This is a genomic window from Lelliottia wanjuensis, from assembly GCF_030238365.1.
GTDB classification, from domain to species: Bacteria; Pseudomonadota; Gammaproteobacteria; order Enterobacterales; family Enterobacteriaceae; genus Enterobacter; species Enterobacter wanjuensis.
Genome location: NZ_JASSOT010000055.1, coordinates 1 through 23,212, shown reverse-complemented (window position 1 = coordinate 23,212; position 23,212 = coordinate 1). Strand labels below are relative to the sequence as shown.

At 49.7% G+C, this 23,212-nt stretch carries 25 protein-coding genes; 12 read left to right on the top strand and 13 right to left on the bottom strand.

Annotated features, from left to right (window positions below; genetic code table 11):
* Positions 1-9: 9 nt before the first annotated feature.
* The 12 genes from QQF33_RS08700 to QQF33_RS08645 form a co-directional block, all read right to left on the bottom strand.
* A complete protein-coding gene (locus QQF33_RS08700) occupies positions 10-1,647 on the bottom strand; it encodes a PP2C family serine/threonine-protein phosphatase (protein ID WP_285149725.1) in 1,638 nt (545 codons plus the stop codon).
* The gene (locus tag QQF33_RS08695; protein ID WP_285157686.1) at positions 1,647-2,687 is read right to left on the bottom strand and encodes a TerY-C metal binding domain-containing protein; all 1,041 of its coding nucleotides are present in this window, start codon (positions 2,685-2,687) and stop codon (positions 1,647-1,649) included. The genes QQF33_RS08700 and QQF33_RS08695 overlap by 1 nt, the downstream gene beginning before the upstream one ends.
* Positions 2,688-2,772: 85 nt before the next feature.
* On the bottom strand, positions 2,773-3,411 hold the full coding sequence (locus QQF33_RS08690) for a vWA domain-containing protein (RefSeq protein WP_001253658.1): 639 nt from the start codon (positions 3,409-3,411) through the stop codon (positions 2,773-2,775).
* Positions 3,411-4,052 carry a TerD family protein gene (locus QQF33_RS08685; RefSeq protein WP_000116681.1) on the bottom strand — a complete coding sequence of 214 codons (642 nt, stop codon included), beginning with the start codon at positions 4,050-4,052 and terminating at the stop codon, positions 3,411-3,413. Before QQF33_RS08685 ends, QQF33_RS08690 begins: the two co-directional genes overlap by 1 nt.
* Before the next feature lie 22 nt (positions 4,053-4,074).
* On the bottom strand, positions 4,075-4,713 hold the full coding sequence (locus tag QQF33_RS08680; RefSeq protein ID WP_023332848.1) for a vWA domain-containing protein: 639 nt from the start codon (positions 4,711-4,713) through the stop codon (positions 4,075-4,077).
* 463 nt (positions 4,714-5,176) lie between these two features.
* On the bottom strand, positions 5,177-5,644 hold the full coding sequence (gene terW / locus QQF33_RS08675; protein WP_001176767.1) for a tellurium resistance protein TerW: 468 nt from the start codon (positions 5,642-5,644) through the stop codon (positions 5,177-5,179).
* 17 nt (positions 5,645-5,661) lie between these two features.
* Positions 5,662-6,870, bottom strand: coding sequence for a DUF4236 domain-containing protein (locus QQF33_RS08670; RefSeq protein ID WP_285149729.1), 1,209 nt, complete (start codon positions 6,868-6,870; stop codon positions 5,662-5,664).
* Between the two features lie 10 nt (positions 6,871-6,880).
* Positions 6,881-7,837, bottom strand: a complete 957-nt coding sequence (locus QQF33_RS08665) for an HpcH/HpaI aldolase/citrate lyase family protein (RefSeq protein ID WP_285149730.1) — start codon at positions 7,835-7,837, stop codon at positions 6,881-6,883.
* Positions 7,837-8,916 carry a cysteine protease StiP family protein gene (locus QQF33_RS08660; protein ID WP_285149731.1) on the bottom strand — a complete coding sequence of 360 codons (1,080 nt, stop codon included), beginning with the start codon at positions 8,914-8,916 and terminating at the stop codon, positions 7,837-7,839. The genes QQF33_RS08665 and QQF33_RS08660 overlap by 1 nt, the downstream gene beginning before the upstream one ends.
* A gap of 1 nt (position 8,917) precedes the next feature.
* Positions 8,918-9,691, bottom strand: coding sequence for an HAD family hydrolase (locus QQF33_RS08655; RefSeq protein ID WP_285149732.1), 774 nt, complete (start codon positions 9,689-9,691; stop codon positions 8,918-8,920).
* Complete coding sequence (locus QQF33_RS08650) at positions 9,684-10,826, bottom strand: phosphoribosyltransferase domain-containing protein (RefSeq protein WP_285149733.1); 1,143 nt, start codon at positions 10,824-10,826, stop codon at positions 9,684-9,686. Before QQF33_RS08650 ends, QQF33_RS08655 begins: the two co-directional genes overlap by 8 nt.
* A gap of 9 nt (positions 10,827-10,835) precedes the next feature.
* On the bottom strand, positions 10,836-11,894 hold the full coding sequence (locus tag QQF33_RS08645; RefSeq protein WP_285157685.1) for an ATP-grasp domain-containing protein: 1,059 nt from the start codon (positions 11,892-11,894) through the stop codon (positions 10,836-10,838).
* Between the two features lie 323 nt (positions 11,895-12,217).
* On the opposite strand from QQF33_RS08645, the gene QQF33_RS08640 reads away from it, so the two are divergent.
* The 8 genes from QQF33_RS08640 (at position 12,218) to QQF33_RS08605 (ending at position 18,734) form a co-directional block, all read left to right on the top strand.
* Positions 12,218-12,799, top strand: a complete 582-nt coding sequence (locus tag QQF33_RS08640; RefSeq protein WP_285149735.1) for a TerD family protein — start codon at positions 12,218-12,220, stop codon at positions 12,797-12,799.
* Positions 12,799-13,956 carry a TerD family protein gene (locus QQF33_RS08635; RefSeq protein WP_159761760.1) on the top strand — a complete coding sequence of 386 codons (1,158 nt, stop codon included), beginning with the start codon at positions 12,799-12,801 and terminating at the stop codon, positions 13,954-13,956. Before QQF33_RS08640 ends, QQF33_RS08635 begins: the two co-directional genes overlap by 1 nt.
* 22 nt (positions 13,957-13,978) lie before the next feature.
* Complete coding sequence (locus QQF33_RS08630; RefSeq protein ID WP_159761761.1) at positions 13,979-14,434, top strand: tellurite resistance TerB family protein; 456 nt, start codon at positions 13,979-13,981, stop codon at positions 14,432-14,434.
* Between the two features lie 22 nt (positions 14,435-14,456).
* The gene (gene terC / locus QQF33_RS08625; protein WP_285149736.1) at positions 14,457-15,497 is read left to right on the top strand and encodes a tellurium resistance membrane protein TerC; all 1,041 of its coding nucleotides are present in this window, start codon (positions 14,457-14,459) and stop codon (positions 15,495-15,497) included.
* A gap of 47 nt (positions 15,498-15,544) precedes the next feature.
* Positions 15,545-16,123 carry a tellurium resistance membrane protein TerD gene (gene terD / locus QQF33_RS08620; protein ID WP_159761763.1) on the top strand — a complete coding sequence of 193 codons (579 nt, stop codon included), beginning with the start codon at positions 15,545-15,547 and terminating at the stop codon, positions 16,121-16,123.
* A 69-nt stretch (positions 16,124-16,192) separates the two neighbouring features.
* On the top strand, positions 16,193-16,768 hold the full coding sequence (locus tag QQF33_RS08615) for a TerD family protein (RefSeq protein WP_015062975.1): 576 nt from the start codon (positions 16,193-16,195) through the stop codon (positions 16,766-16,768).
* A gap of 58 nt (positions 16,769-16,826) precedes the next feature.
* Positions 16,827-17,477: a hypothetical protein gene (locus QQF33_RS08610; protein ID WP_285149737.1), complete on the top strand. Its 651-nt coding sequence runs from the start codon at positions 16,827-16,829 to the stop codon at positions 17,475-17,477.
* 15 nt (positions 17,478-17,492) lie between these two features.
* Positions 17,493-18,734 carry a vWA domain-containing protein gene (locus QQF33_RS08605; protein WP_285149738.1) on the top strand — a complete coding sequence of 414 codons (1,242 nt, stop codon included), beginning with the start codon at positions 17,493-17,495 and terminating at the stop codon, positions 18,732-18,734.
* Positions 18,735-18,867: 133 nt separating this feature from the next.
* Here the strand turns inward: QQF33_RS08605 and QQF33_RS08600 are convergent, their stop codons facing one another.
* Entirely contained in the window at positions 18,868-19,542 is a 675-nt protein-coding gene (locus tag QQF33_RS08600; RefSeq protein ID WP_285149739.1) for an HAD-IB family phosphatase, read from the bottom strand.
* A gap of 174 nt (positions 19,543-19,716) precedes the next feature.
* On the opposite strand from QQF33_RS08600, the gene QQF33_RS08595 reads away from it, so the two are divergent.
* From QQF33_RS08595 to tssK, 4 genes are all read left to right on the top strand, one after another.
* Positions 19,717-19,944, top strand: coding sequence for a hypothetical protein (locus QQF33_RS08595; RefSeq protein WP_159761767.1), 228 nt, complete (start codon positions 19,717-19,719; stop codon positions 19,942-19,944).
* 642 nt (positions 19,945-20,586) lie between these two features.
* Positions 20,587-21,084: a type VI secretion system contractile sheath small subunit gene (gene tssB, locus QQF33_RS08590; RefSeq protein ID WP_285149740.1), complete on the top strand. Its 498-nt coding sequence runs from the start codon at positions 20,587-20,589 to the stop codon at positions 21,082-21,084.
* 36 nt (positions 21,085-21,120) lie between these two features.
* A complete protein-coding gene (tssC, locus tag QQF33_RS08585) occupies positions 21,121-22,671 on the top strand; it encodes a type VI secretion system contractile sheath large subunit (protein WP_285149742.1) in 1,551 nt (516 codons plus the stop codon).
* A 13-nt stretch (positions 22,672-22,684) separates the two neighbouring features.
* Positions 22,685-23,212: type VI secretion system baseplate subunit TssK (tssK, locus tag QQF33_RS08580; protein WP_285157684.1), on the top strand; the 528-nt coding region annotated here is incomplete at its 3' end.

Here is a 23,212-nt window from a genome sequence, read left to right as displayed (position 1 = left end):
GCGTATCCCTTACCACAACACCGCAATAGTGCGGTCATCATGGTTCCCTGTGGAGAAAAAGTTAAGCCAGTCGCCTAACCTCTCAGGCGCAATACTGGCGTCTGCAAGGACAGGGTTGAGCTCATCAATGAGACGGGTCCATTTTTCATCACTGCGAAGCCCGTTATCCGTCTCAAACAGAGGGTCTGATACGCCGTCTGTCATGAGGATCAAATGAGATACATCATTCCATTTACCCACGCTGATGCGGCCGCTAAACGATGGGTCTGCGATAATGCTCTGGTCAAGAAAGCGGGTTTGTCCTGCATATTCTCCGCTATCGGGATTTCCCAGTATCCTAACTTTACCGGAAGGGCTGTATGCACCTATCGCACCATCACCAAGCCAGAATGCAGCCGCAAACAGCTCTTTATCAGTTCGTAGCACTACAGTAGCAAGTAGGGTTGTTGAATAGGATTTCACCGGTTGTTCTGCACAAATGGCTTCATTCTGGATGCTGTTGACCGCGAGCGTAGCTGCCTGTTTAAAATGATGAAGCATGGCATTTATGGTTGCCTGCTGATCGCTCCCTTCCCACGCCGTGATGTGCTCTTTTAAATGGATGCCTTTCAAGCCACTGAGCTGATTGAAAAGGTAATCGCCAGCCGTTTTGACTGCAATCCGGGAGCCTTCCCGGGAATTTACTGCACTACCGGCCCCGTCAGCGACCAGCATGACAGACCATCCTGTTTCCTGGCAGTGGTTAATATAGAAGTCGTCATCTCTGAAGCTCCCGGCATGCTCATGAGAGCGTCCCCGGCGACTGGCGGCAGCAATACGTATGTCACCTCTGACTAGGCCAGCAGCGTCCAGATGGGATTTAGGGTAGGGAGCATCTGCTGGTGGTTCTACCACCTTCCACAGACTTCTCGGATCGGGGTTGACTATAAAAAGTAGCTTTGTTTCGCATTCGTCGTGCGAAGCGCATGACCAGAGTACTGAAAGCTCTATATCGCCGCTTTCGGTGGGTGTACCTGTCAGCAACTCATGTTCTTTGTCAAAAGACAGGCCAATGTTCCGGGGAAAGACAACGTCCCTGACAGTAGCCTGCTTGCCCTCATCCAGAACGATAGCAACCGGCGAAGAGAAACGTTCGCCTGCGCGGGCGTTTGGTAGAGTTATTTTAGCTCTCGGGGGAAAGGCAGGTGGCACTGCTAATCCGGCCCGCTTCTGGCCTGTCGGAATCTGCCCGGGTTTTAATGCCTGGGAAGACAGGTTTTCGTCTTCGCTCTGTGCTGGTTTATCAAATTCGTAATAAGGCATCAATTTCCAGAACGGAGGATGAGGTTCATTTTCTGTCAGGGGTTGCAGTAATGGTGTATCGGTAGCGTCAATGGCCGGGTTATCAGCAACACTTACGACCGTTTGTTGCTGATCGGAAAGACTGAAAGCTGAAGAGGCGGCAATCTCTGGGTCGTTATCACCTTCACTAACCCGCGCAGATAAACCCTGTGCAAGGCCCTCAATCCGCTCTTTAAGCCGCATAATCTCTTCGGTAAGGGATGGGTCCTGCGATAGAAGAAAAAGCCGCTCACCTTCTACAGGGTGGCTCAGCTCAGACAGAACTAAGCGGATAATCTTCTCTTCAAGTGAAGCATCTTGCGACATCAACCTCTTCCTCTGTTTACGTCGAAGTTAGTGTTTCCGCCATCATTGCTGAATGACAGGCCTTTTTCACACCAGGGGCAGATCACGTCATCCGGGCCGTCAATACACAGCAACTTTCCGCATGAGCACAGGGCAAACGCACTGGCATTACCGCAGTGGGGGCAACCCGGTACGCCATGCAGTTCGCTGGTGTTTACCTGCAAACCGGTAGCGGTGGCATCCGACCACGCAAAATAGTCCTCATCGATGGGATAGCATCCGGCAATATTAAAGCTGTTCAGGTTCAGGCTGAAATCGAGTCCGGAAACCCTTGCTGGTGGCCGTTCATACTTCATCAGGTACGGACGACGGGTCTTGCTGCAACGGCCGGTAAGCGTAACGCAGTTTTCATCATACGCTTTTACTGTCTCGTCCTTGGCCAGCCGAACTATGTATTCAGTCTGGCTTAGCTCAGGTTGTTTGTCGTCCCCGACGCTGCGGCTGTGCGCCGTAACCGAGGCCGTGATCCATTTGATGAAGCGGGTAAAGTCCCCTTCCTGAGACTCGGTGAACAGCATGACATTCTCTGTCAGTTGCCGCAGGATATTCAGGTCCGCTGACGGCCCCAGGCCAACGGCAATAAGATTCACTTTACTCGCGTAGTGATCCTTCCAACGCTTCACTTCAGCGGTTGTGTCGTCAGTCGGACGTCCGTCGGTAAGGAGGTACACGACGGGTTTCCAGTCGCCTTTAGCCTCATGAGTGGTTTTTCTGACCTGGGTATCAATTTGCACGGTCAGCTCACGCAATGCGGCCCCAAGGCTCGTACCGCCGCCAACGGGAAGGCGGGGAGGGTAGAACGAGGCAATTTCGTGAAGAGGAACAATCGTACGGGCTACACCGGCAAATGCGATTACCGAAACCCAGGCTGTTTCAAGTGCGTGTGGATCCTTTCTTAAATCTCCGACGATCATTTGCAGACCATCAGTCATTTTTTTCAGGTTTTCACCAATCATGGACTCTGAACAGTCCAGGACAAAAAACACGGGAAGGCGTCTCATAATTTTCCTCGTACGGCTGGTACGGCCAGCAGAAAACGTTGCTGTACAGAAAGGTGTTGCCCGGAAAGCAGCACCTTTCTGTCTTTCAGAGCACCAGCTGGATTTCTGGTGGAGGAGGGGGAAGGGTATCTGTTCCGTTATTGATCCCTGCGCTTGTGCTGCCCGAAGACACGCTGGCCGATACCCATTTAAAGAAACCTGCAAACGCGGTTGAATCTAGCGTCTCCAGAGATACAACCTTATCGGTGAGCTGTTTTAAGTGCTCATGGCCTGCTTTAGGACCAACGGCGCAGGCAATGATGGATCCGAATCCCCGGCCGCGAATCGCTTTTACCGCTTCACCGTACGCCAGGGCATCAGAAGGGGTTCCATCAGTCATCAGGAATACCAGAGGACGCCAGTCTCCTTTGGTATCACCATCTGAGCGACGCACATCCCGTTCAACACACTGCATCAGACATTCAAGGGCAGCACCGGTGAACGTCCCGCCTGCGCTTGGCACAACGATGTCAGAAAACTGGAAGTCTTCCAGCGGCGTGAGAGGAATGAACTCACGCGCCTCATTGTCATAGGTGATAATGGAGATATGAACGCTTTCGAGGGCGTAGGGATCCTGGCGAAGAGCGCTAAGCATCGCCTGAATTCCAACGTTAACGGAATGGATGGACTCACCGCGCATCGAGCCGGATGTGTCGATAACAAGGTAAACAGGCAGGCGGCGCATCACATGTAATTCCTCAGGTGCGAGACAAACGAATCTGATTCTGAAGGCTCACCAATTGCCCTGAGTTTCCAGCCTGTAGCCTCGCGTATCAGCTCGGCAAAAACCATGGAGCGCTGGCTGGCGAAGGCGGGTCCGCCAGAAAGATCGAATCGTGCCATTTCAATATTACGGGCATCGACTGCCCGGATGAAGGCATTCTGAACTTTACCAAAGTGCTGCTGGAGCTTTTCACCATTGTAGATCTGAACGATGAACACAATTTTCTCGTACTGAGCGTCAAGGGAATTCAGGCGCACAATAATTTGCTCATCGTCACCGTCACCGGCTCCGGTTCGGTTATCGCCCGTCAGCCAGATATTGCCTGACTTATGGCGGAGGCTGTTGAAAAAGATGATATCGCCATTCACAAGCGTTGGTTTGCCATTTTCCACATTGCCGAGATCGGTCACCTTTCCGGCTGAATTACACAGGAAAGCGATCACATCAAGGTCGTATTCTTCTTCTTTTTTACCAAAGATCCCGCCGAGGAAACCTTTCTTTTCCTCATTAATATCCCAACCCAGGCCGATAGTAACGGACGAGAGATCGTATTCATTTTTTTTCAGGCTTACGCCCTGGCCTTTGCTCAGACTGACAGACATGACATCCCCTTAATCAATAAAATTATAAGACCACATTTACTTCAGGCGGCGGCGGTGGCAGGTCTTCAAGACCGATCACTTCTTTTTTGCTGGACTCCACTTTCTGACTGCCTACCGAAATGCTCGCACTGACCCATTTAAAGAAAGCTTTAATCGTCGAACTGTCAGCTGTATCGAGCTGAACCACGATTTCAGTGATTTCTTTTAGGACGCTGGTATCGGCATCATGCCCGGCTGCACATGCCACAACAACGCCGGTTCTGGCCGCTTTAAAGTCATTCAGGCCTTTACGCCAGTCATCATTCGGACTTCCATCCGTCATCAGGAATACAAGGGGACGCCAGTCACCTTTCGTGTCAGCCGTCGTTTTCTGTACTTCTTTGGCAATTGAGCTGGCCGTGAGAGTAAGCGCTTCGCCAAGAGACGTGGTGCCGCTGGCTGTTAGTGTTGGCATCTGGAAACTCAGAAGGTCTGTCAGGGGGACTGCCTGTCGGGCTGAAGAATCAAAGGTGATCACTGACACGTATGCCGTTTCGAGTGCATACGGATCCTGTTTCAGCGTGGTAAGCAGCGTCTGAACGCCATTCTTAACCGCTTCGATAGGCTCTCCATGCATAGAGCCGGACGTGTCGAGTAGCAGATATACGGGTAAGCGTCTCAAATGTAATTCCTTCTTAAGAGATCGGAAGAGGAGAGTAGTTTCAGGAAGAGGCCAGAGTTTGTTGATTTGATAAAACGGCACGACATCTGTCGGGTGGATATTAAATACTCAGAAGCGGCATTGAAGAAATAAGTTAACCACCATTGAATTACCGACATGTGAATGGCCTCTTATCAACAGAAAATAATTCAGACCGTACTGGAATATCAGATTTCTGAAAAAACTCGGGAAAAAATAAACTTTCTTATGTATGAAAATCATCATACATCACAGATCTGCATGAATGGAGTGTAAATCGCCCAAAGATTGATGTGTAGCACAAGAGGATGTCAAGACACCAGGTTTTGTAGGCAGTAAGGCGCTGCTGACCTTGCGGGTGGAGAATAGAACAAAACTCCGTCACGCCAATACAGAGGTGAAATATGACAAAACCGGGGTTTTCACCCCGGTCTGAGATTTAGCGTCAGGACTTTTTAGCGCTGTATTCTTTTATCAGTTCATCAACGGAGTGAAGAGCCAGCTTCTCTACCGCTTCACTTCGGGTCGAGCCACTCAGCGCAGCCAAGCGGTCAATTTTTCTTAGAATCCGCATGCGTAGCGATAATGACACGGCTGTTTTTTTATCCTTATCGAGTACGACCTTCCCTGTGGACTCACCGGTTTTCAGTTCAGCATTCTGTGCGAGCGCTTCATTCATCCGGCGAAGGGTCTTTTTATCCAGTTGGCCCGGATTAACGAGATGATAGGAATGACCTGCCTTGCTGTATTTGATCTCCGCAGAATATGACTCGCGTAGCTCTTTGAGGGCCCGGGTTAATGTCGGCTCTGAGCATTCCAGACTGGTTATAATGTCGGCAGCGGAAACGGGCTTGCCGGTGCCCAGTAAGTTGGCAAGCTTAAAAATCCGGGCCTGTCTGGTATTTAATTGCATCGTAAGATTTAGCCTGCTTAAAGGGTTAGTGGTTCAATAGGCTGAAAAATGAAGGTACTGCTCATCTTTCGAATAACCGGTTGATCGCCTAACGCTTCAACCGGATCAATGTGTTCTATGCCTGCAAAATTTACTGACGACATCTGGCTGCGAGTGCATTTGCAGGACAGGATATACTCATCCTCCAGATAGCCGGTCCGCTTACTGACCCGTTGCGTAAAGCCTGACACAATCACGTTGTCGAACGGTAGCGTATGTAAAACGATACCGACCAGGCGGAACAGGCAGCCATGGACGTGGCGGGCATAGTTTTCGCGTACGGCTTTTTGCGTCATGGCTTTTTCCGTCAGCTCCGTGCCCCGGGCATTAACGCCGTAAATCTTATCAGGGAAATCTTCAATCTCAGCTAAATCAACATCCAGCAGGACTGCTGATAGCTCCGGCTTTACTTCAAATGCAACAAGCGTTTCACGCGGCCATTCAGTTTCTGCCAGCACACCAGCCAGGTATGATTCGAAAAACGCGGCGTCTGTGCGGAACTGCTGCCGGGCATCTGCCTGAGCCGTGGCGAGCCGTTTTTCATGTTCTTCAGCCTCAAACTTCCAGTTTGCATACTGTTCGGCCCAGGCCGTCCGTTGTTGCTGGTACCGGTGCTGTCGAAGGGTATTCTCACGCTCCACATCAATCAGCTCCTGCTGCCACCGGCGAAGATTTTCGGCGTGGCGCTCAGCTTTAGCTGATTCCGATTCAAACCATTTACCCAGAAAACTAATGCCTTCGCTCTCGGCAGGCTTTTCCGGCAATGCAAGGTAGTCTGGCTTTTCTGGACGCACCGGTCCCGGAACCTGAAAAGGCGACGTTCTGTTATGCAGGTATACTGCTTCCAGCTCTGCCCAGCTGATGCCTGTTTTTGGATCCGGCGTCAGCTCGTGAATATTACGGATTGCGGTTACCGCTGACATGAGTTCAGCGGCTTCCTGCTCAAGCGCCTGTCTGAGCCCCGGGTCGGTTGCCGTCCGGTTTCCACCTCCGGAACGCGCGGCACGGTCAAGCCGGGTACGGTAACTCAGCCCGGTACCGGGCAAGCCCAGATTGGCATAGGTCCCCCGGCTACCAAAAGAAACGGAAGCACCTCTCGGGCCGACACTCAGACTCGGTGCACCGTTACTCAGGTTGAGGCGAACGCCAGGAATAATGTTGATCGACTTTCTGAACCTGAACCCCATTATTATTTCCTTAATGATGCTGAGTCACGGTAAGTAATCTGATTCCATCGGTACTTTGCTCGTTCTGTAATCCGTAAAAACGCGCTCTGTCCAGAATACCAGCCGCCCAGCGGCGATGTGTGGCGGGTTCACACATTGCCCCCTGCGACTTAAACACTGCCTGGGTCGAGTTCAGGATCCGCAGAGCGTCAGAGTGCTCACCCTGAGTGACCATCAGCGCGTTTTGAATGACCTCTATCTGACCCGGGTGAATGGCTGTTTTCCCGACAAGCCCATGTGCCATATCAAGAGCCAGCTCTCTGGCCATAACGGCATGATCGTCAATATGCTCACACACGGGCGCGGTCAGGGCAAAATCACGCGGTCCGAAGACCGAAACGAGCATTTTAATGACGTAGCCCATCGGACTGTCATACAGCGTCAGGTCCCGGGGACGGCGAAGCGACACAACATTCATAAGATCGTTGCCACCGATTCGAAGCGCAATAATGCGGTCGTGGCAGGGATGTTCCTCAAGACGAGTAGCCAGCTCGCGCATCTGAACCACGTCAAAGACGTCTTCTGTTTCCAGCGTTGGCATCATGCACAGGTGAGTCCCGCCCATGATATCCCACCATTCAGCTAACGAACTGAGGGTAAATTTCGGCAACACAAACCCGTCGACAGCGGAAAGATCATAATGCGCTTTTAACCATTTGCCCATTTCGGCATGCCGGGGGCGAATGAACACCAGAGGCCAGTCATTTTTACCCAGACTACGCATGCTGTTACTGAGTTCGTGCAGCAGCTGCTCAAGGTTTTTGAGGGCTACAGGGATGTCTGCTTCACTAACAGCATCCTCCAGGCAAATCACCAGAGAGCGTAATTCCGGGATTTTCCCGTGCAGGACGGCATCAGCAATATCTTCCCGTGTTGCAGGCATGTATAGCGTGGCTCCCAGATTCCAGGGAGAAAGACGATTTTTCATCAGAGTACCTTCTTGATAATGGTTACAGCCCGATACTGGCCGAGGGTTCCCCCCATTTCTGTAACAACTATTCCCTTTTCACGAGCAAGCCCTACAAGCAAGGCAACGTCCGGGTCGTCAATAGAACGCACAAATACATGCTCCGGTACCCGACGTAATACAGCCCGGGTTGCTTCAGCAATACCGGGTTTAATACGATTGACGCTGTCCACTTTAAATTCATCGGCCAGGAACGCGATAACGTCGCGACTTGTCTGCCATAAAGTCCGAGCTGACTCCGTATTCCAGCTCAGGGGAGCGAGGGATGTCGGTGTTAACTTCTTACGGAAATGAGCGACGGTATCGACAAGCATCCGGCTGCATTCGAATTCACTGAGATGCTCGCAAACCATGCACCCATGTAATCCTTCAGAGGACCATACTGACCGGGAGATCAGGCCTGACACCGGCGCACCCATGATGCCAAAAGGAATGAGCCAGTCATCATCACTGGCTGCAAGCCAGGAGCAGCCACAGGGATCGGCCAGGACAACCAGTCGCGGCTGCTCAGGATAGCCCGGGCGATCTTTCAGTGCGCGTACAAGCTCTCCGGTAATTGCGCCTTTACCTGTCCATCCGTCAACAAAGACAATACCGCTGGTACCATGCCGCTCTTCAATGACGTCGAGGGCTGCACCGTCAATTCCACGATCCCGGATGATGCTGATACCGTAATGCCATGAGGTTTTCCCCATGTCACGCAGGGCCTGGTGCAGCATAACGCCGAGCGGCACGCCAGCCCTGACAAGACTGGCCAGTACAATGGGCTCATCACCGAAGCGTTCGGCCAGAGCAATAGCGAGCTGTGTGACTTCTTTTGCAAGCCTCTCTGCGCCCCGATCCAGCGCCCGGTGAAACAAATCAAGATGCCATTGTGTAGGCGCTGGCTCCTGGCTGAGCATGTCCGAATAATGTTTCTTCCCGGACTGAATCAGTTCTTCTTTTTTCTCAACTGGCGTCATCTCAATGACAACCGGTTTTAGCAGAAATTCCACGTCACCGGGCTGGTATGAGCCGGTAAATGTTTCATGTGGCTGCATTTTAATTTTCTCCAAAAATTCGCTGTGAAATGGCATCTGCAAACTGACTCTGACGCGGGATGCCAAACCAGCTGCACAGTTTCATAAAACGATGATCGCTCAGGCTATCGCCCAGACCAATTACGGGGAAAACTCCGCGTTCAGCCCGAAGTCTTTCAAGCAGCCAACTGACGGCCAGCCCTTTCTCAACCGGGGTGGGAAGCCAGGCCACGTTGTTACTGTTGCGGTGGATGTAGTAGCCCTCGGTCGGAAACACCGTTTCTATCTCATCTGCAATGGCATTGAGTTCGTCAAGGCGGGTGCTGTCGCGGTGTTTCATCACCATATAAACCGCCGTTTCACCGTATTCGAAGTTCAGTCTTGCCCAGGCATTGATCCCTTTTGCGTCCATCATTTCAGTGATCAGACGCTGCATCGATGTCAGCTTTTCCTGGTAGGGAGCCAGCTGGCCGAGCATATGGGCCTTCCACTCCTCGTCGGGTTTGCCTTCAGGCGTGAGAATGACGGCCCCGTGCGTGGTGATTGCCCAGGAGTGGAAAGGGATCCGGACGCGGCTGATTTCTTCAGTTCCCCGTGCGGTAACGGGAATGAGTTCAGCCTGCTCCAGGAGCCAGTCCACTAACATGGACTGTTCTTCCGTCATAAAGCTTCGTGGATTCAGGGTACGATCAACGGCACCGGTACGGAATGGCTCCAGGGCCAGCTCGTCTACCATTTTACGACGGGTCTGAAAGAGCGTGTCGTCAAGGTCGCTCAGAACAACGGGTTTATTCATAGGTAACAATCTCCACGACGGGCGCAACCTCAGCCAGCGCTTTAAGAAGCTGCGTGTCAATACTTTCTGCGGGTGTCTCAGTACACACAAGAATGCGCTCAAACTGCTGGTGGGCGACGTTATAGACAAAATTGGGGATGCCCAGCCCGTAGTTATCCGTAAAGGAAATTGCGGACTCAATGGCATAACCCACGGCGATAGGGGAGCGGGTGGTCGAACCATAAAATGCCTGTGCTCCGGCAGCTTCGAGCCGTTCAGCAAGCAGGAACGGCTCCCAGACGAATTCCCCTGTCCCGAGAACCAGAACACGCTCCCCCTTGCGGACGGAGACCTCATGGCCGAGATCGGCCGCAGGTGCGAGCATCCCCAGTCGGCCCCAGGACTGTTTTCCCTGGATGTCCCATTCTCCACGTGAAGTTACGTTGACCTTCGGCATGTCCGGGACAGGTGCATCTGGTAATGGGGTCCATCCCCACTGACCGCTTACAAGAGAAACCGAAGTGACGGGTAAGGGGCTTCGTTCGGACAGGGCATTGCCACTCCAGTCGGTAAGCGTCACGGCGAAAACCTGTTCAATATGTTGAAACTTGGCGGTATTACGCAGGGCAGAAAGCAGGTTAATAAAGGTATTACCGGTGGTTGCCTCGTCATCAATCAAAACCAGCGTTCGTGCGTTGGTAACACGACGTCTTTTCTCTTCATCATCTGGCAGATAGATCAGATGATCGGTGGCGTGGCTGTGTTCTTCCTTGAACTCGCAAAGCAGCGTGCCATCAACCGGGTGACGGGTAGAGGTCAGATAGACAGATTCACGATGCTGGTGGCGCACTTCATCAAACACACCGGCCCCAAGCCCAACGGCGGTTTCAGCCATACCGATAAACAGTACGGGCCCTGTCAGCGTTGAGGGGAACTGTCTGGCAAGCTGTCTGTAGGCCTGCCGCATGACTGAGGGTGGCACGGGAATGTGCCTGCCGAGTACTTTGCTGACAAACAGAAAGGCGCGTTTCGGGTTACGTCTTTCAGCGATATCAAACAGTTCATCGAGCGAAACTTCACCCTGGTCGCGGGTTACCTGAATCGTACCGCATGAGAGTGTGCGGCGATAAATCATATCTTCGAGGGTATCAGACATAAAAACGCCTTAATTCAGATGATTAGATAGAGATTCCGGGTAAACGATGACATCTGTGATGGATCTCACTGCAACCGGAGAAAAGGTATTTCTGGCGCTCTGAATCACCGCATCTTCAGACATCAGACCGAGCTTAAAGGCAGCAAATAACCCGGGAAGGTTCACCCCGCTGTGAAGGGTATAACCCACCCCACCTGACGGACGCATGTTGGTTTCAAGCAGCACCGGGTTGCCATTCACATCGTTTCGCGTCTGAACGTTCACCAGCCCGTCGGCCTTCATCACCCGGGCGCAGTCACACGCCAGTTCCCAGGCGCTTCCTTCGTTTACCAGATACTGGATAGCCCCTTCCTTACGGCGTCCCACGGCTGCGAGTATTTCGCCCTTATTTGCGAGGATATCGACAGAAAACTCCGGGCCTGGCAGGTATGGCATCAAAACAAGGGGTTTAAACGACTCAGAAGCCGATGCTGCTGCAATATACTGTTGCGGACTGACCAGGCGATGTTCTGGATGATTAAAGACGGCCATGGGCGAAGCATTGTCATCAAAGCGCCAGAATCCCATGCCATAGATACCCGTTACCGGCTTCACGCATAGCGGGCTGTCAGAAAACGGTGGGGTCAGGAGGTGCGCCTTTAATTCTGCCAGGGTATTCACGCGCCAGGATGGCACTACCGGGAGCCCGTTTTGCACCATGAACTGAGCAAAAGTAACTTTTTCGTCAGCCAGAGTTAGCCAGTCGACGCCCGTTGCACCAGTAGTAAGAGTGGCTCCGGTCGACTCAATGGCTGTGCGGTGTTCTTCAAACCACTGGCTGTTGCGGCCCGTATGAATATGGTGGATGCCGTGGTTCTGGATGGTTTCCTGAATAAACTGAAGGCGTTTTTGAGGATCTTCAGGTTCAGTCAAAGAATAGTCAGCAACGGAAAGAATTTCATTTCTTTCGTTACGGTGGGAGGCAAAAATGGTAATCCCAAATTTATTCTTTTGTGCAAATGTATTCACCCCCTGAATAATATCGCGCTGTGAGGATAAACCTTCCATAAACCAAATTTTTCTATTCATTGTCTTTAATTTTTCCCGGGACGCAATGCAAATTATGGTAGAGAGGTGAGTTTATGGGCACTAATGACACATGTCAATCATAATATGATTGCTCACATTTTAGAGATGGGTGCATCTACCCGTTTCATAGCTAACCGCCAACATACTGAATAAACACATAAAAACAACACAAATAACGATAAGCGAAGCTTACTGAATCATGATTAAAAGGAAAACAATCAAAAATATCCTTGCCAGTGAACTTCATCATGATATGATTTTCTACGTCAGTTAATAAACATACCTTTGATTGTCTCGGCCATTACCATTTTAAGGAATAAAACATGGTTTCATTAAGTAAGAATCAGACGGTGTCGCTCAGCAAAGAATCTTCTGCATTAAGCCAGCTTCAATTCGGTCTCGGTTGGGATCCAGTTAAGAAAAAAGGTTTTCTTGGCGGATTATTAGGTGGCACCGGCTCAATCGATCTCGATGCAGGCTGCGTACTCATGGACAACGCCGGTAATAAAATTGACACCATCTGGTTCCGTAAACTGAAATCCACATGCGGCGCTGTTGTTCACAGCGGCGATAACCTGACCGGTGAAGGTGACGGCGACGATGAAGTGATTAATGTCAGCCTTTCCCGTTTGCCTGAAAACGTTGAATACCTGGCGTTTACGGTTAACAGCTTCCGTGGTCAGTCATTCAATGATGTCGAAAATGCGTTTTGCCGTGTGGTCGACCAAACCGGCAAAGAGCTGGCTCGCTATAAACTGACTGAGCAGGGCTCACATACCGGGATTGTCATTTCTTCGCTACGCCGTAATAACGGGAACTGGGACTTTACTGCCCATGGGCATGCCTGTCGTGGCCGCACAATTGACGATATGCACTCAGATATCGTTTCAACGGTTATTCGCTAATGAACCTGACGCCGGGGGGCAATGCCCCCGTTCCAGCCCAGGAATTGCGGGTTCGGGTCACATCAGGAGGCCCGGTGGATGCTTCTGCGTTTCGCCTGTACGCAGACGGGAAGGTCCAGGGTGATGCGGACATGGTGTTCTATGGTCAGCCACGTAACGATGATGGTACCGTCAGCCTGGTCAGTGAAGGCCAGTACTCAACCTTTACTGTTGCGCTCAACCGGCTGAAACCTGATGTCCAGAAAATTGCGTTCACCGTAACCTGTGACGGTGGGCAGACGGTGTCCGGCCTTCGTAATCTTTCTATCGACGTGGAGCAAGGGGCTACCGGCCTGGTTAGCGGCATTGTCGAACTGAGCGGCCGTCAGGAAGCAGCCTTAATTTTGGGTGAATTTTACCGTCGTAATAATGACTGGAAATTCCGCTTCGTTGCGCAGGGGTTCAACGGTGGACTTAAACCGCTGGCAGAGCATTTCGGCGTAAATATTGCCGACGAACCGGCTCCCGCAGCCCCGACTCCTCCGGTTGTAACCCCTCCGCCAGTTGAGACAAAAATCAGCCTGAGCAAGGTATCGCTGACAAAAGAGAAGCCTGCAATCAGCCTGACCAAACGGGATAACTTCGGTGAAATCCGGATCAACCTGAACTGGCACCGAGGCAGCGGCAAATCCGGCTTTGCAGGCATGTTCGGCTCCAAAGGAATCGATCTTGACCTCGGGGCTTTTGTTGAGCTTCAGGACGGTTATAAGTCAGTCATTCAGGCACTGGGCAATGCTTTCGGTGAATATCGCGATGAACCTTACGTTCAGCTTAAGGGTGATGATCGGACGGGTGATGTGTCAGACGGCGAGTGGCTGCATATCAATGGCCGTGAATGGAAACATATCCGTGAAGTGCTGATCTACGCCTTTATTTATGAAGGTGTCCCCAGCTGGGATAAGACAGATGGCGTGGTCACTATTCACGTTCCCGATCAGCCGCCGATTGAGACTCGCCTGACCGAAGGTGAAAACCGTCGCACATTGTGCGCCATTGCCCGACTCGTCAACGAAAACGGTGCAATTAAAGTCGAGCGTATCAACCAGTACTTTAAAGGCCAGCAAGAAATGGACCAGGCATTTGGATGGGGATTTCGCTGGAGCGCTGGTTCTAAATAACACAGTTAAAAAGGAAACAGGTATGAGCTTATTCGACAAAGTAAAAGGTGCCATTAACTCTGGCCGGGATGAACTGACCCGCCAGGTTGGCCGTTTCAAAAATAAAAAATTTATGCAGGGCACCGTTGCTGTTTGCGCGCGAATTGCCGTATCCAGTGATGGCGTGAGTTCAGAAGAAAAACAGAAGATGATGGGTTTTCTGCGCTCTTCAGAAGAGCTGAAGGTATTCGATACCAATGAGGTTATTGAGTTCTTCAATAAACTGGTTTCAAGCTTCGATTTCGATATGGAAATTGGTAAGGGTGAAACCATGAAATACATTCTGGCGCTGAAAGACCAGCCTGAAGCTGCTCAGCTGGCCTTACGTGTTGGTATTGCTGTTGCGAAGAGTGACGGTAACTTCGATCAGGATGAGAAACTTGCCTCCCGCGAGATCGCTATCGCGTTGGGCTTCGACCCGGCTGAGTTTGGCCTCTGATCCACATCCCTAAGGGTAAAATATGGTTTCAACACACATCGGCTTCCCGACTGAAACAGTCATTGTTTTCATTGCGCTTTCAGTCGGTGCCATCTTTATTGACCTGTTTATGCACCGTGACGACAAGCCAATCTCCCTGAAGAGTGCGGCGCTCTGGTCTGTATTCTGGGTTGTGGTTGCGATGGCATTTGCCGGTTTCCTCTACATCCACCACGGTGCAGAAGTTGCCAGCCTGTTTGTCACAGGTTATGCACTTGAGAAAGTGCTGTCGGTCGACAACCTGTTTGTCATGATGGCCATCTTCTCCTGGTTTGCCGTACCCGATCGCTATCGCCATCGCGTTCTGTACTGGGGGATTATTGGTGCCATTGTCTTCAGGGGGATCTTTGTCGCCATCGGTACGAGTCTTCTGAGCCTGGGTCCGTACGTTGAAGTTGTCTTCGCTGTCATCGTTGCCTGGACGGCAGTCATGATGCTTAAAAGCGGAGATGACGATGATGAAATTGAAGATTATTCTCAGCATCTTGCTTACCGCATGGTTAAACGTTTCTTCCCCATCTGGCCGAAGCTCAGAGGTCATTCATTCCTGCTGAATCAGAAGGAAGTTGATGCTGAACTGGCTAAGCCAGAAAACAGTGACGTAACCATTGGGCGCGGTAAAAAGGCGGCGCTGTATGCCACTCCGCTGTTCCTGTGTGTGGCTGTGGTTGAACTTTCGGATGTGATGTTTGCGTTTGACTCAGTACCGGCAATCATTGCCGTCAGCCGTGAACCGTTGATCGTCTATAGTGCCATGATGTTTGCTATCCTGGGCCTTCGAACGCTGTACTTTGTCCTTGAGGCACTGAAACAGTACCTGGTTCATCTGGAGAAGGCAGTCATCGTTCTGCTGTTCTTCATTGCTGCAAAACTGGGCCTGAATGCAACCGATCACATCTGGCATCATGGTTACAGTATCGCGGCAACAACCAGCTTGTATGTTGTACTGGGTGTACTGGCGCTGGGTATCCTTGCAAGCGTTATGTTCCCGGGAAAACCAGAATCTGAGGAAAAGGGGAGCTGATCCCCTTAAGTATTAACCTGAACAATTACTAATCGAGGAGGTTATTTATGAGTGTTTCTCTTTCCAAAGGTGGGAATGTATCCCTGAGTAAAGCTGCTCCATCAATGAAAAACGTCCTGGTGGGCCTTGGCTGGGATGCACGTTCAACTGACGGTCAGGACTTTGACCTGGATGCTTCAGCATTCCTTCTGGCCGCAAGCGGCAAAGTGCGCGGTGACGCTGATTTCATCTTCTACAACAACCTGACGTCTTCTGACGGTTCCGTAACCCATACTGGCGATAACCGCACAGGTGAAGGCGATGGCGATGATGAATCACTTAAAATTAAGCTGGACGCCGTCCCGTCTGACGTTGACAAGATTATCTTCGTTGTGACTATCCATGATGCTCAGGCTCGTCGCCAGAGCTTTGGCCAGGTATCTGGTGCATTTATTCGCCTGGTTAATGATGATAACCAGACAGAAGTTGCTCGCTACGATCTGACCGAAGATGCTTCCACTGAAACTGCAATGCTGTTTGGTGAGCTGTATCGCCACAATGGTGAGTGGAAATTCCGCGCAGTGGGACAGGGTTATGCCGGTGGTCTGGCATCTGTATGTGCTCAGTACGGCATTAACGCGTCCTGATCGAAAAGTAACTTTTCATACCCCGGGTTGTTGATTCAGCCCTATTTCAACTGTTTGCAGGAGCAAAAAATGGCAGTTTCTCTCGTAAAAGGCGGCAACGTATCTCTGACCAAAGAAGCACCAACCATGAACGTAGCGATGGTTGGCCTGGGCTGGGACGCCCGTGTAACTGACGGCCAGGGTTTTGACCTGGACGCTTCCGTTTTCGCCGTTGGTGAAGACGGTAAAGTGCTGTCAGATGCCCATTTCATTTTCTTCAATAACAAAACCAGCCCTGATGGCGCGGTTGAGCATCAGGGGGACAACCGCACTGGGGAAGGTGATGGCGACGATGAGCAGGTGAAAATTGATCTGACCAAAGTCTCAGCAGACATCAAAAAACTGGTGTTTGCTGTTACCATCTATGATGCAGAAGCCCGTAAACAAAACTTCGGCATGGTGAGCAACAGCTTCATGCGCGTTTACAACAACGACAACGGCGCAGAAATTGCCCGTTTCGATCTTTCTGAAGACGCGTCAACCGAAACCGCTATGGTCTTCGGTGAACTGTATCGCCATGGTGCAGAGTGGAAATTTAAAGCTGTAGGCCAGGGGTTCGCAGGGGGGTTATCTGCACTGGCAACCCAGCACGGCGTGAATATTTAATAATTATAATAAAATCAACCCCGGTGCATTTGCCGGGGTTTTTTATGGGTGTTAGCACATGGCAAAGAAAAAAGATGATGGCTCAGCGTCAATACTACTTATTGTAGTTGCATTATTTGTGTTCCTACCATTTCTGATATTCGGTATTTTTTTCTATCGAAAATTAAAAAGAAAATATTCAGCAATCCCTAATGTTCAGCGTGTATATGATATTGGCGTCTTGTTTAAAACATTAGGTGCCTCCATCGCTATAATAGTGGTTTCGGCTGTGCTCGCTCTGCAACTCAGTACTCTTCCTACAAAATTTGTATCGCCGGAAACATCGCAGTACATTATAAGAATTATGTTAGTTCTCTATCCGGCAGTAATGGTCTGGCCGATGAAAAAAATGGCGGAGCGCATCGCCATCGAATATTTCGGCATAATTTTTAACGACAATGACAGGACCATGATTCTGCCTGCTGATCTAGGTAATATGGGATTAGGTGACTGGCTTCGCCTAAAGTTTCTGAGTAGGATGGGCGAGCAGGACAGTATTGATATTCGAAAAATATCGAATATCACACGCGAGAAAGGTGTTAACTTCTATATCCATGGTGATTTCGGATCCCGACGCATCAACTTTTCGAACAAACAAAAGCGTGATGAGTGCATTTCAGCGCTTCAGGTCAGAACCCGCGTAAAGGGTGCCAGAGACTATGGTTACTAAACAAGGAATAAAGTCATGCAATTACAGTCAGGTCAAAATACTCTTCTATCTACATTATCTATCACGCTCAATCTGAGATATCCGGTATGTCCCGGTTTTAAGGGGGAACCCGATACCTGTTTGTTCCTGCTTAATGCTCAAGGAAAGGTCATGGGCGATGCCGACTTTATCTTTTATAATAATCTGTCTTCTCCTGAGGGTGCAGTAAAGCTCGTTACCGGTTCCCACCAGTCCAGTATTGACATAGCACTGGATCGTGTTCCAGCTAACGTCAGTAAAATTGCGATCACTGTTGTCATTGATGGTGAAGAGACAATTAGTGGGCTCAGTTTATTGAGCATTCAGGCACCAGGCATCGCTGAGTTTCAGGTTGAGACTCAGAACCGTAGTGAGAAAGCAATCATCCTGGGCGAAGTATATCGGCACAATGGCGCCTGGAAACTTCGTGCGCTCGGACAGGGTTTCAATGGTGGGCTTGAGCCTCTGGCCATTAGCTATGGTGTTGATGTCGCGCAGTCAGCCCCGCAGCAAGTACAACCTGCTCGTATCAGCCTGGAAAAGAAACTCGAAACCAAATCACCACGGCTTGTCAGTCTCGCTAAAAAGGCCTCTGTCAGCCTCACTAAAAATAAACTGGATACACTAGAGGCCGCAGTTGCGTTTGTCCTTGATGCATCCGGTTCAATGAGTGGTCAGTTCAACAAGGGCAACGTTCAGTCCGTGCTGGACCGTATCGCCGTTCTTGCCGCCCAATTTGATGACGATGGTGAAATGGATGTATGGGGGTTTGGAGAGAAGCATAAGAAGTATCCAAACGTTACTCTGGATAACCTTGACGAGTATATTCAGACCATTCGTGGATCCGGAAAGCGTTCAGCCTGGGAAAATCTGCCGGGGCTTGGCGGGACTAACAATGAACCGCCGGTAATGGAAGAAATTGTCGATTACTTCAAGGACTCCAAAATCCCGGTATACGTAGTGTTTATTACCGATGGTGGGATAAGCAAAACCGGGGCAATTAAGAATGCTATCCGGCGCTCAGCTAACTACCCCATATTCTGGAAGTTCGTCGGCCTGGGTGGTTCAAGCTACGGGATCCTGAAAAATCTGGATGATTTTACAGACCGCCGTGTTGATAACACCCATTTCTTTGCAATGGATGATTTCGGTTCCATCAGCGATGAAAAATTATACGATAACTTACTGGAAGAATTCAGAGCGTGGATAGATGAAACAAAAAAATTAAATATCCTTTAACTCGCCTTCAGAATTACCTTAAGTAAAGGGCACCGGCAAAAGACCCAGGCAAGACTGCTGGGTCTTCAACGACCCACTAATCCTTGAAAAGTTAGCTCCCAGCGTATTCTTTAAAACATTCTGCGGCGCAATTTCAGACCCTGAATGATTTCTCTTTTAAGCAGTGTATAGAAGATTTCTTTCTGTCCCAACGAGGATGGAAGTGCCTCCAGTGGGCATCCTTAGCGGCTGCCAGCAATTCATAATCTCCAGGAGTGTCCCCCCAGGCTCGAAGATGATACTGATCTAATGGTCCGTAAATGGATTCCAGCCGATTAATTTTCTGTATGCAGCGGCAATTGTGCCCTGTAATGCGCCCGGTCAGAATACCATCAACACTTTCCAGCTCTGTACCGATGAGCTTAACTCCTAGCCGCTCAGCAAACGGTACAAGTATAAGCCTCGGTGAAGCCGAACAAAGTGTCACCTCAACATTGTTAGAAACTTCAGACGCCACAGCCAGTAGGCCTGATGCTCTCATAAGACGACCCCAGTAAAGATTGCAATAGGCTTCAGCTTTCTCCTGGACCCACTTTTCCTCAATACCTGTGAGGAATGTTGATATCAAAATTTCTTTGAGTTCATCACGAGTTAGTTTGCGGCTTAAACACCGCAGAGTAGGTATAGCGAGTTTGATCACTCGGCGAGTGAAGGTACTGTTACCGAAGGCAAAACGCAGGAAGGGGATAAAGCTATCATGTCGGGTAAGAGTTCCGTCGAAGTCAAAAACGGAAAGAACCTTAAGTTCTGCACGAGATGAATTATCCACAAGTTGCTCTTTTTGAATTAGAAAGATTTACTCTATTTTACCATCTTGAGAGGACTACTCAAAGCCTGTCAGCATCGGATACACTGCTAACAGGCACCACATCTATTGGCCGGGTATTTACAGAAGCTGTACTATTGAGTGCTAGATGAGATCTCAGACCTTCAAGGATCTAACATGAGTGTTAAGCAGCTTAAATCAACCACTGAGGACGGCTATACCTTCTTCATTTCGCATGATGGCACTGAGTATTGCCTTACGGTTGAACCTGCTTATCGGCGTAACGGTACACAAACTTTTGATGGATTTTTCCCACGTTTTTACTCTGAGGTAAAATTTGCAAAGGGTGCTCTGACAAGATTTCTGGGTAAACAAGTCGTTTGGACCGAAGTGGATATTTCATAGGATTTCTGCTCAATCCATAATTACTATGGTTGCTTCAGCTTTAGAGCAGCTGTTATCAGCAGGTGTGCGATAAAAAAGTCCTCAAGCTTTAAAGAATTAATCAACTGAACATTCGCAACAAGCTCCAGATTAGCCCTATCGACTTATAGTGTGAAATCCTGCCTATCAATTCCATATCTGCGATTGAAAAGAATCAATAACATTCACCAAATGAATGTATTGAATCATTTTGTTGCACATAAAATCGTTAATTAGCAACAATTTTTTAGGAATTTTCATCGGTATTTTTTATTAAAAATGTAAACGCAAAAAAATTCAATTCCCCTACGAACCCCGTCGTATCTATTCGCAAATCTATCCATGACTTAGATCAATTTATTTTCATTTAAGTAACATTTAACTACCCGTTTGTTTACTGGCAGTTAAAACCTCTGGCAGAACTGTAGAAATCAGGTCGGTTGGGGTTTAAATGCGCAATCTACGGCAGTCTCTTCCGTTAACATTTAGAGGAAAATTCTTAGGAATTTTCCAATGGAAGATTTTGATCTGTCAATTTGATCTCTGTGAGAGTTTTGCTCTATCATACTTTTGTAAAGAAACTCCATGGGATCTGTCACTACTGTTAAGCATTAAGGGAATGAAATGGCTGAATCGACCTTCCAAAGCGAGATACCGAAGGCTCGCGTTAACATCCGCCTGGACCTACACACCGGGTCAGCTCAGAAGAAAGTAGAATTGCCTTTGAAGCTTTTGGCGTTAGGATCTTTTTCTAATGGCAAAGAATCCCGCCCGCTTTCAGAGCGTGAACGTGTCAATGTAAATAAACTGAACTTCGACAACGTGCTTTCAGAGTTAAACCCTGAAGTGAGCTACGCAGTTCGCAACACTCTAACAAGTGACGGTTCAGAAGAAAATATTCACCTCAGCTTCTCAGGGATGAAAGACTTTGAACCTGAAGCGGTAGCGAAACAGATCCCACAATTACGCGCCCTGATGGCCATGAGAAATCTGCTTCGTGATTTAAAATCCAATCTGCTGGATAACACAGAATTCCGCAAATCGCTTGAGTCCATTCTGAAAGACCCCGCCCTGAGTGAAGAATTAAGAGCAGAACTGAACGCCCTTGCCCCTGCGGAGTAAGCACAGGGTTCTTACATTAATGGATTAACAGAGAGAATGCTGATGTCTGTAAATACTGAAACACAATCAGTGCAGGGGAATGCGACTGTACTTAAAAATGAGTCTTCCGACAGCGTTTATTCATCGCTATTTGAGAAAATTAATTTAACGCCGGTGAAGACGCTGAGTGATATTTCTGAATTCCAGGACAATAGCGCACTGGCTGAAGCCTCTGCTGATGAACGAGTCACTGCGGCGATTCAGGTTTTCATGCAGGTCATTACGAAGTCTGGCCAGAAAGTTGAGAAGCTGGATAAATCATTGCTGGATACGCATATCGCGGAGCTTGATTATCAAATCAGCCGCCAGCTCGACGAGGTCATGCACCATCCTGAATTTCAACGCGTAGAATCACTCTGGCGTGGACTCAAGCACACCGTTGATCGCACAGATTTTCGCCAGAATGTGAAAATCGAAGTGCTTGATGTCTCTAAAGACGATTTGCGCCAGGATTTTGAGGATGCCCCGGAGATTATCCAGAGCGGTCTTTATCATCATACTTATTCGATGGAATACGATCAACCCGGCGGAGAGCCGATTGCTGCCATAATCTCGTCGTATGAGTTTGATTCATCCCCACAGGACGTTGCGTTGCTGCGTAATATTTCAAAAGTCTCAGCTGCCGCGCATATGCCGTTTATTGGTTCAGTAGGACCGAAATTCTTCCATAAATCCAGCATGGAAGAGGTCGCCGCCATTAAAGACATCGGTAACTATTTTGACCGGGCTGAATATATTAAATGGAAAGCGTTCCGTGACTCAGAGGACTCCCGCTACATCGGTCTGACGATGCCACGAGTCCTGGGCCGCTTACCTTATGGTCCGGATACCGTACCGGTGCGCAGCTTCAACTACGTCGAAGAAGTGAAGGGCCCTGACCACGAGAAGTATCTGTGGACCAATGCGTCATTCGCCTTTGCCGCCAATATGGTGAAGAGCTTTATCAATAACGGCTGGTGCGTACAAATTCGTGGCCCTCAGGCTGGCGGTGCAGTCCAGGACCTGCCAATCCATCTGTACGATCTCGGTACCGGCAATCAGGTAAAAATCCCGTCAGAGGTAATGATACCTGAAACCCGTGAGTTTGAATTCTCGAACCTGGGATTCATACCGCTAAGCTATTATAAAAACAGGGATTATTCCTGTTTCTTCAGTGCCAACTCCACCCAGAAGCCTGCATTGTACGACACTGCGGACGCGACGGCTAACAGCCGCATCAATGCCCGTCTGCCATACATTTTCCTGTTATCACGTATCGCCCACTACCTGAAGCTCATCCAGCGTGAAAATATCGGTACCACCAAAGACCGTCGCCTGCTTGAGCTGGAGCTCAATACCTGGGTGAAAGGACTGGTAACTGAAATGACCGATCCGGGCGATGACCTCCAGGCTTCACACCCGCTTCGCGATGCCAAAGTCATCGTTGAAGACATCGAGGATAACCCGGGTTTCTTCCGCGTGAAACTCTTTGCCGTCCCTCACTTCCAGGTTGAAGGCATGGACGTCAACCTGTCTCTGGTATCCCAGATGCCTAAAGCAAAAGCATAAGGCGGTCGCAGGGATGAAAATTTATCGTCCACTGTGGAACGAGGGGGCTTTGCTGTCCCCTCAGCAGTTCCAGCAGCAGGCAGAATGGGAATCTTTTCGCAGCGCCGGTGCAACAGCACTGGCATCAGCATTCCCCTGGGGTGTGGAAAAGATTGAATTTAATGACAGTCTTCTTTCATCGGGTCTGATCCAGATTACGCAGTTACGCCTCTGGCTGGAAGATGGTTCGCTGATTGATGCACAAAGGAGTGATTTGCCTCCGGCACCACGTGAGTTAGATGCCAGTCAGTTGGCAGGTCTTGATGCGGTAACTGTAGTTATCGCACTCCCTCACATGCAGCCGGGTGTGATCAACGTTGAGCAGGAAGGTGTCTCCCCGGATCGACCGCTTCGCTATCGCGAGGAATGGGTAACATTGCAGGATGCTTTCGGATCTGAAGAAGAATCCATGGCCGTTGCCCGGTTCAACTTCACCATACGGTTTGCCCATGAAAGTAATGACTCGTGGAAAGTTTGCCCTGTCGCAAGACTGATCCGGGAT

Bases quoted from the DNA above. Each gene is read 5' to 3' on its own strand.
- QQF33_RS08700 (WP_285149725.1), bottom strand. From the start codon at position 1,647: ATGTCGCAAGATGCTTCACTTGAAGAGAAGATTATCCGCTTAGTTCTG.
- QQF33_RS08695 (WP_285157686.1), bottom strand. From the start codon at position 2,687: ATGAGACGCCTTCCCGTGTTTTTTGTCCTGGACTGTTCAGAGTCCATG.
- QQF33_RS08690 (WP_001253658.1), bottom strand. From the start codon at position 3,411: ATGCGCCGCCTGCCTGTTTACCTTGTTATCGACACATCCGGCTCGATG.
- QQF33_RS08685 (WP_000116681.1), bottom strand. From the start codon at position 4,052: ATGTCTGTCAGTCTGAGCAAAGGCCAGGGCGTAAGCCTGAAAAAAAAT.
- terW (WP_001176767.1), bottom strand. From the start codon at position 5,644: ATGCAATTAAATACCAGACAGGCCCGGATTTTTAAGCTTGCCAACTTA.
- QQF33_RS08670 (WP_285149729.1), bottom strand. From the start codon at position 6,870: ATGGGGTTCAGGTTCAGAAAGTCGATCAACATTATTCCTGGCGTTCGC.
- QQF33_RS08665 (WP_285149730.1), bottom strand. From the start codon at position 7,837: ATGAAAAATCGTCTTTCTCCCTGGAATCTGGGAGCCACGCTATACATG.
- QQF33_RS08660 (WP_285149731.1), bottom strand. From the start codon at position 8,916: ATGCAGCCACATGAAACATTTACCGGCTCATACCAGCCCGGTGACGTG.
- QQF33_RS08655 (WP_285149732.1), bottom strand. From the start codon at position 9,691: ATGAATAAACCCGTTGTTCTGAGCGACCTTGACGACACGCTCTTTCAG.
- QQF33_RS08650 (WP_285149733.1), bottom strand. From the start codon at position 10,826: ATGTCTGATACCCTCGAAGATATGATTTATCGCCGCACACTCTCATGC.
- QQF33_RS08645 (WP_285157685.1), bottom strand. From the start codon at position 11,894: ATGAATAGAAAAATTTGGTTTATGGAAGGTTTATCCTCACAGCGCGAT.
- QQF33_RS08640 (WP_285149735.1), top strand. From the start codon at position 12,218: ATGGTTTCATTAAGTAAGAATCAGACGGTGTCGCTCAGCAAAGAATCT.
- QQF33_RS08635 (WP_159761760.1), top strand. From the start codon at position 12,799: ATGAACCTGACGCCGGGGGGCAATGCCCCCGTTCCAGCCCAGGAATTG.
- QQF33_RS08630 (WP_159761761.1), top strand. From the start codon at position 13,979: ATGAGCTTATTCGACAAAGTAAAAGGTGCCATTAACTCTGGCCGGGAT.
- terC (WP_285149736.1), top strand. From the start codon at position 14,457: ATGGTTTCAACACACATCGGCTTCCCGACTGAAACAGTCATTGTTTTC.
- terD (WP_159761763.1), top strand. From the start codon at position 15,545: ATGAGTGTTTCTCTTTCCAAAGGTGGGAATGTATCCCTGAGTAAAGCT.
- QQF33_RS08615 (WP_015062975.1), top strand. From the start codon at position 16,193: ATGGCAGTTTCTCTCGTAAAAGGCGGCAACGTATCTCTGACCAAAGAA.
- QQF33_RS08610 (WP_285149737.1), top strand. From the start codon at position 16,827: ATGGCAAAGAAAAAAGATGATGGCTCAGCGTCAATACTACTTATTGTA.
- QQF33_RS08605 (WP_285149738.1), top strand. From the start codon at position 17,493: ATGCAATTACAGTCAGGTCAAAATACTCTTCTATCTACATTATCTATC.
- QQF33_RS08595 (WP_159761767.1), top strand. From the start codon at position 19,717: ATGAGTGTTAAGCAGCTTAAATCAACCACTGAGGACGGCTATACCTTC.
- tssB (WP_285149740.1), top strand. From the start codon at position 20,587: ATGGCTGAATCGACCTTCCAAAGCGAGATACCGAAGGCTCGCGTTAAC.
- tssC (WP_285149742.1), top strand. From the start codon at position 21,121: ATGCTGATGTCTGTAAATACTGAAACACAATCAGTGCAGGGGAATGCG.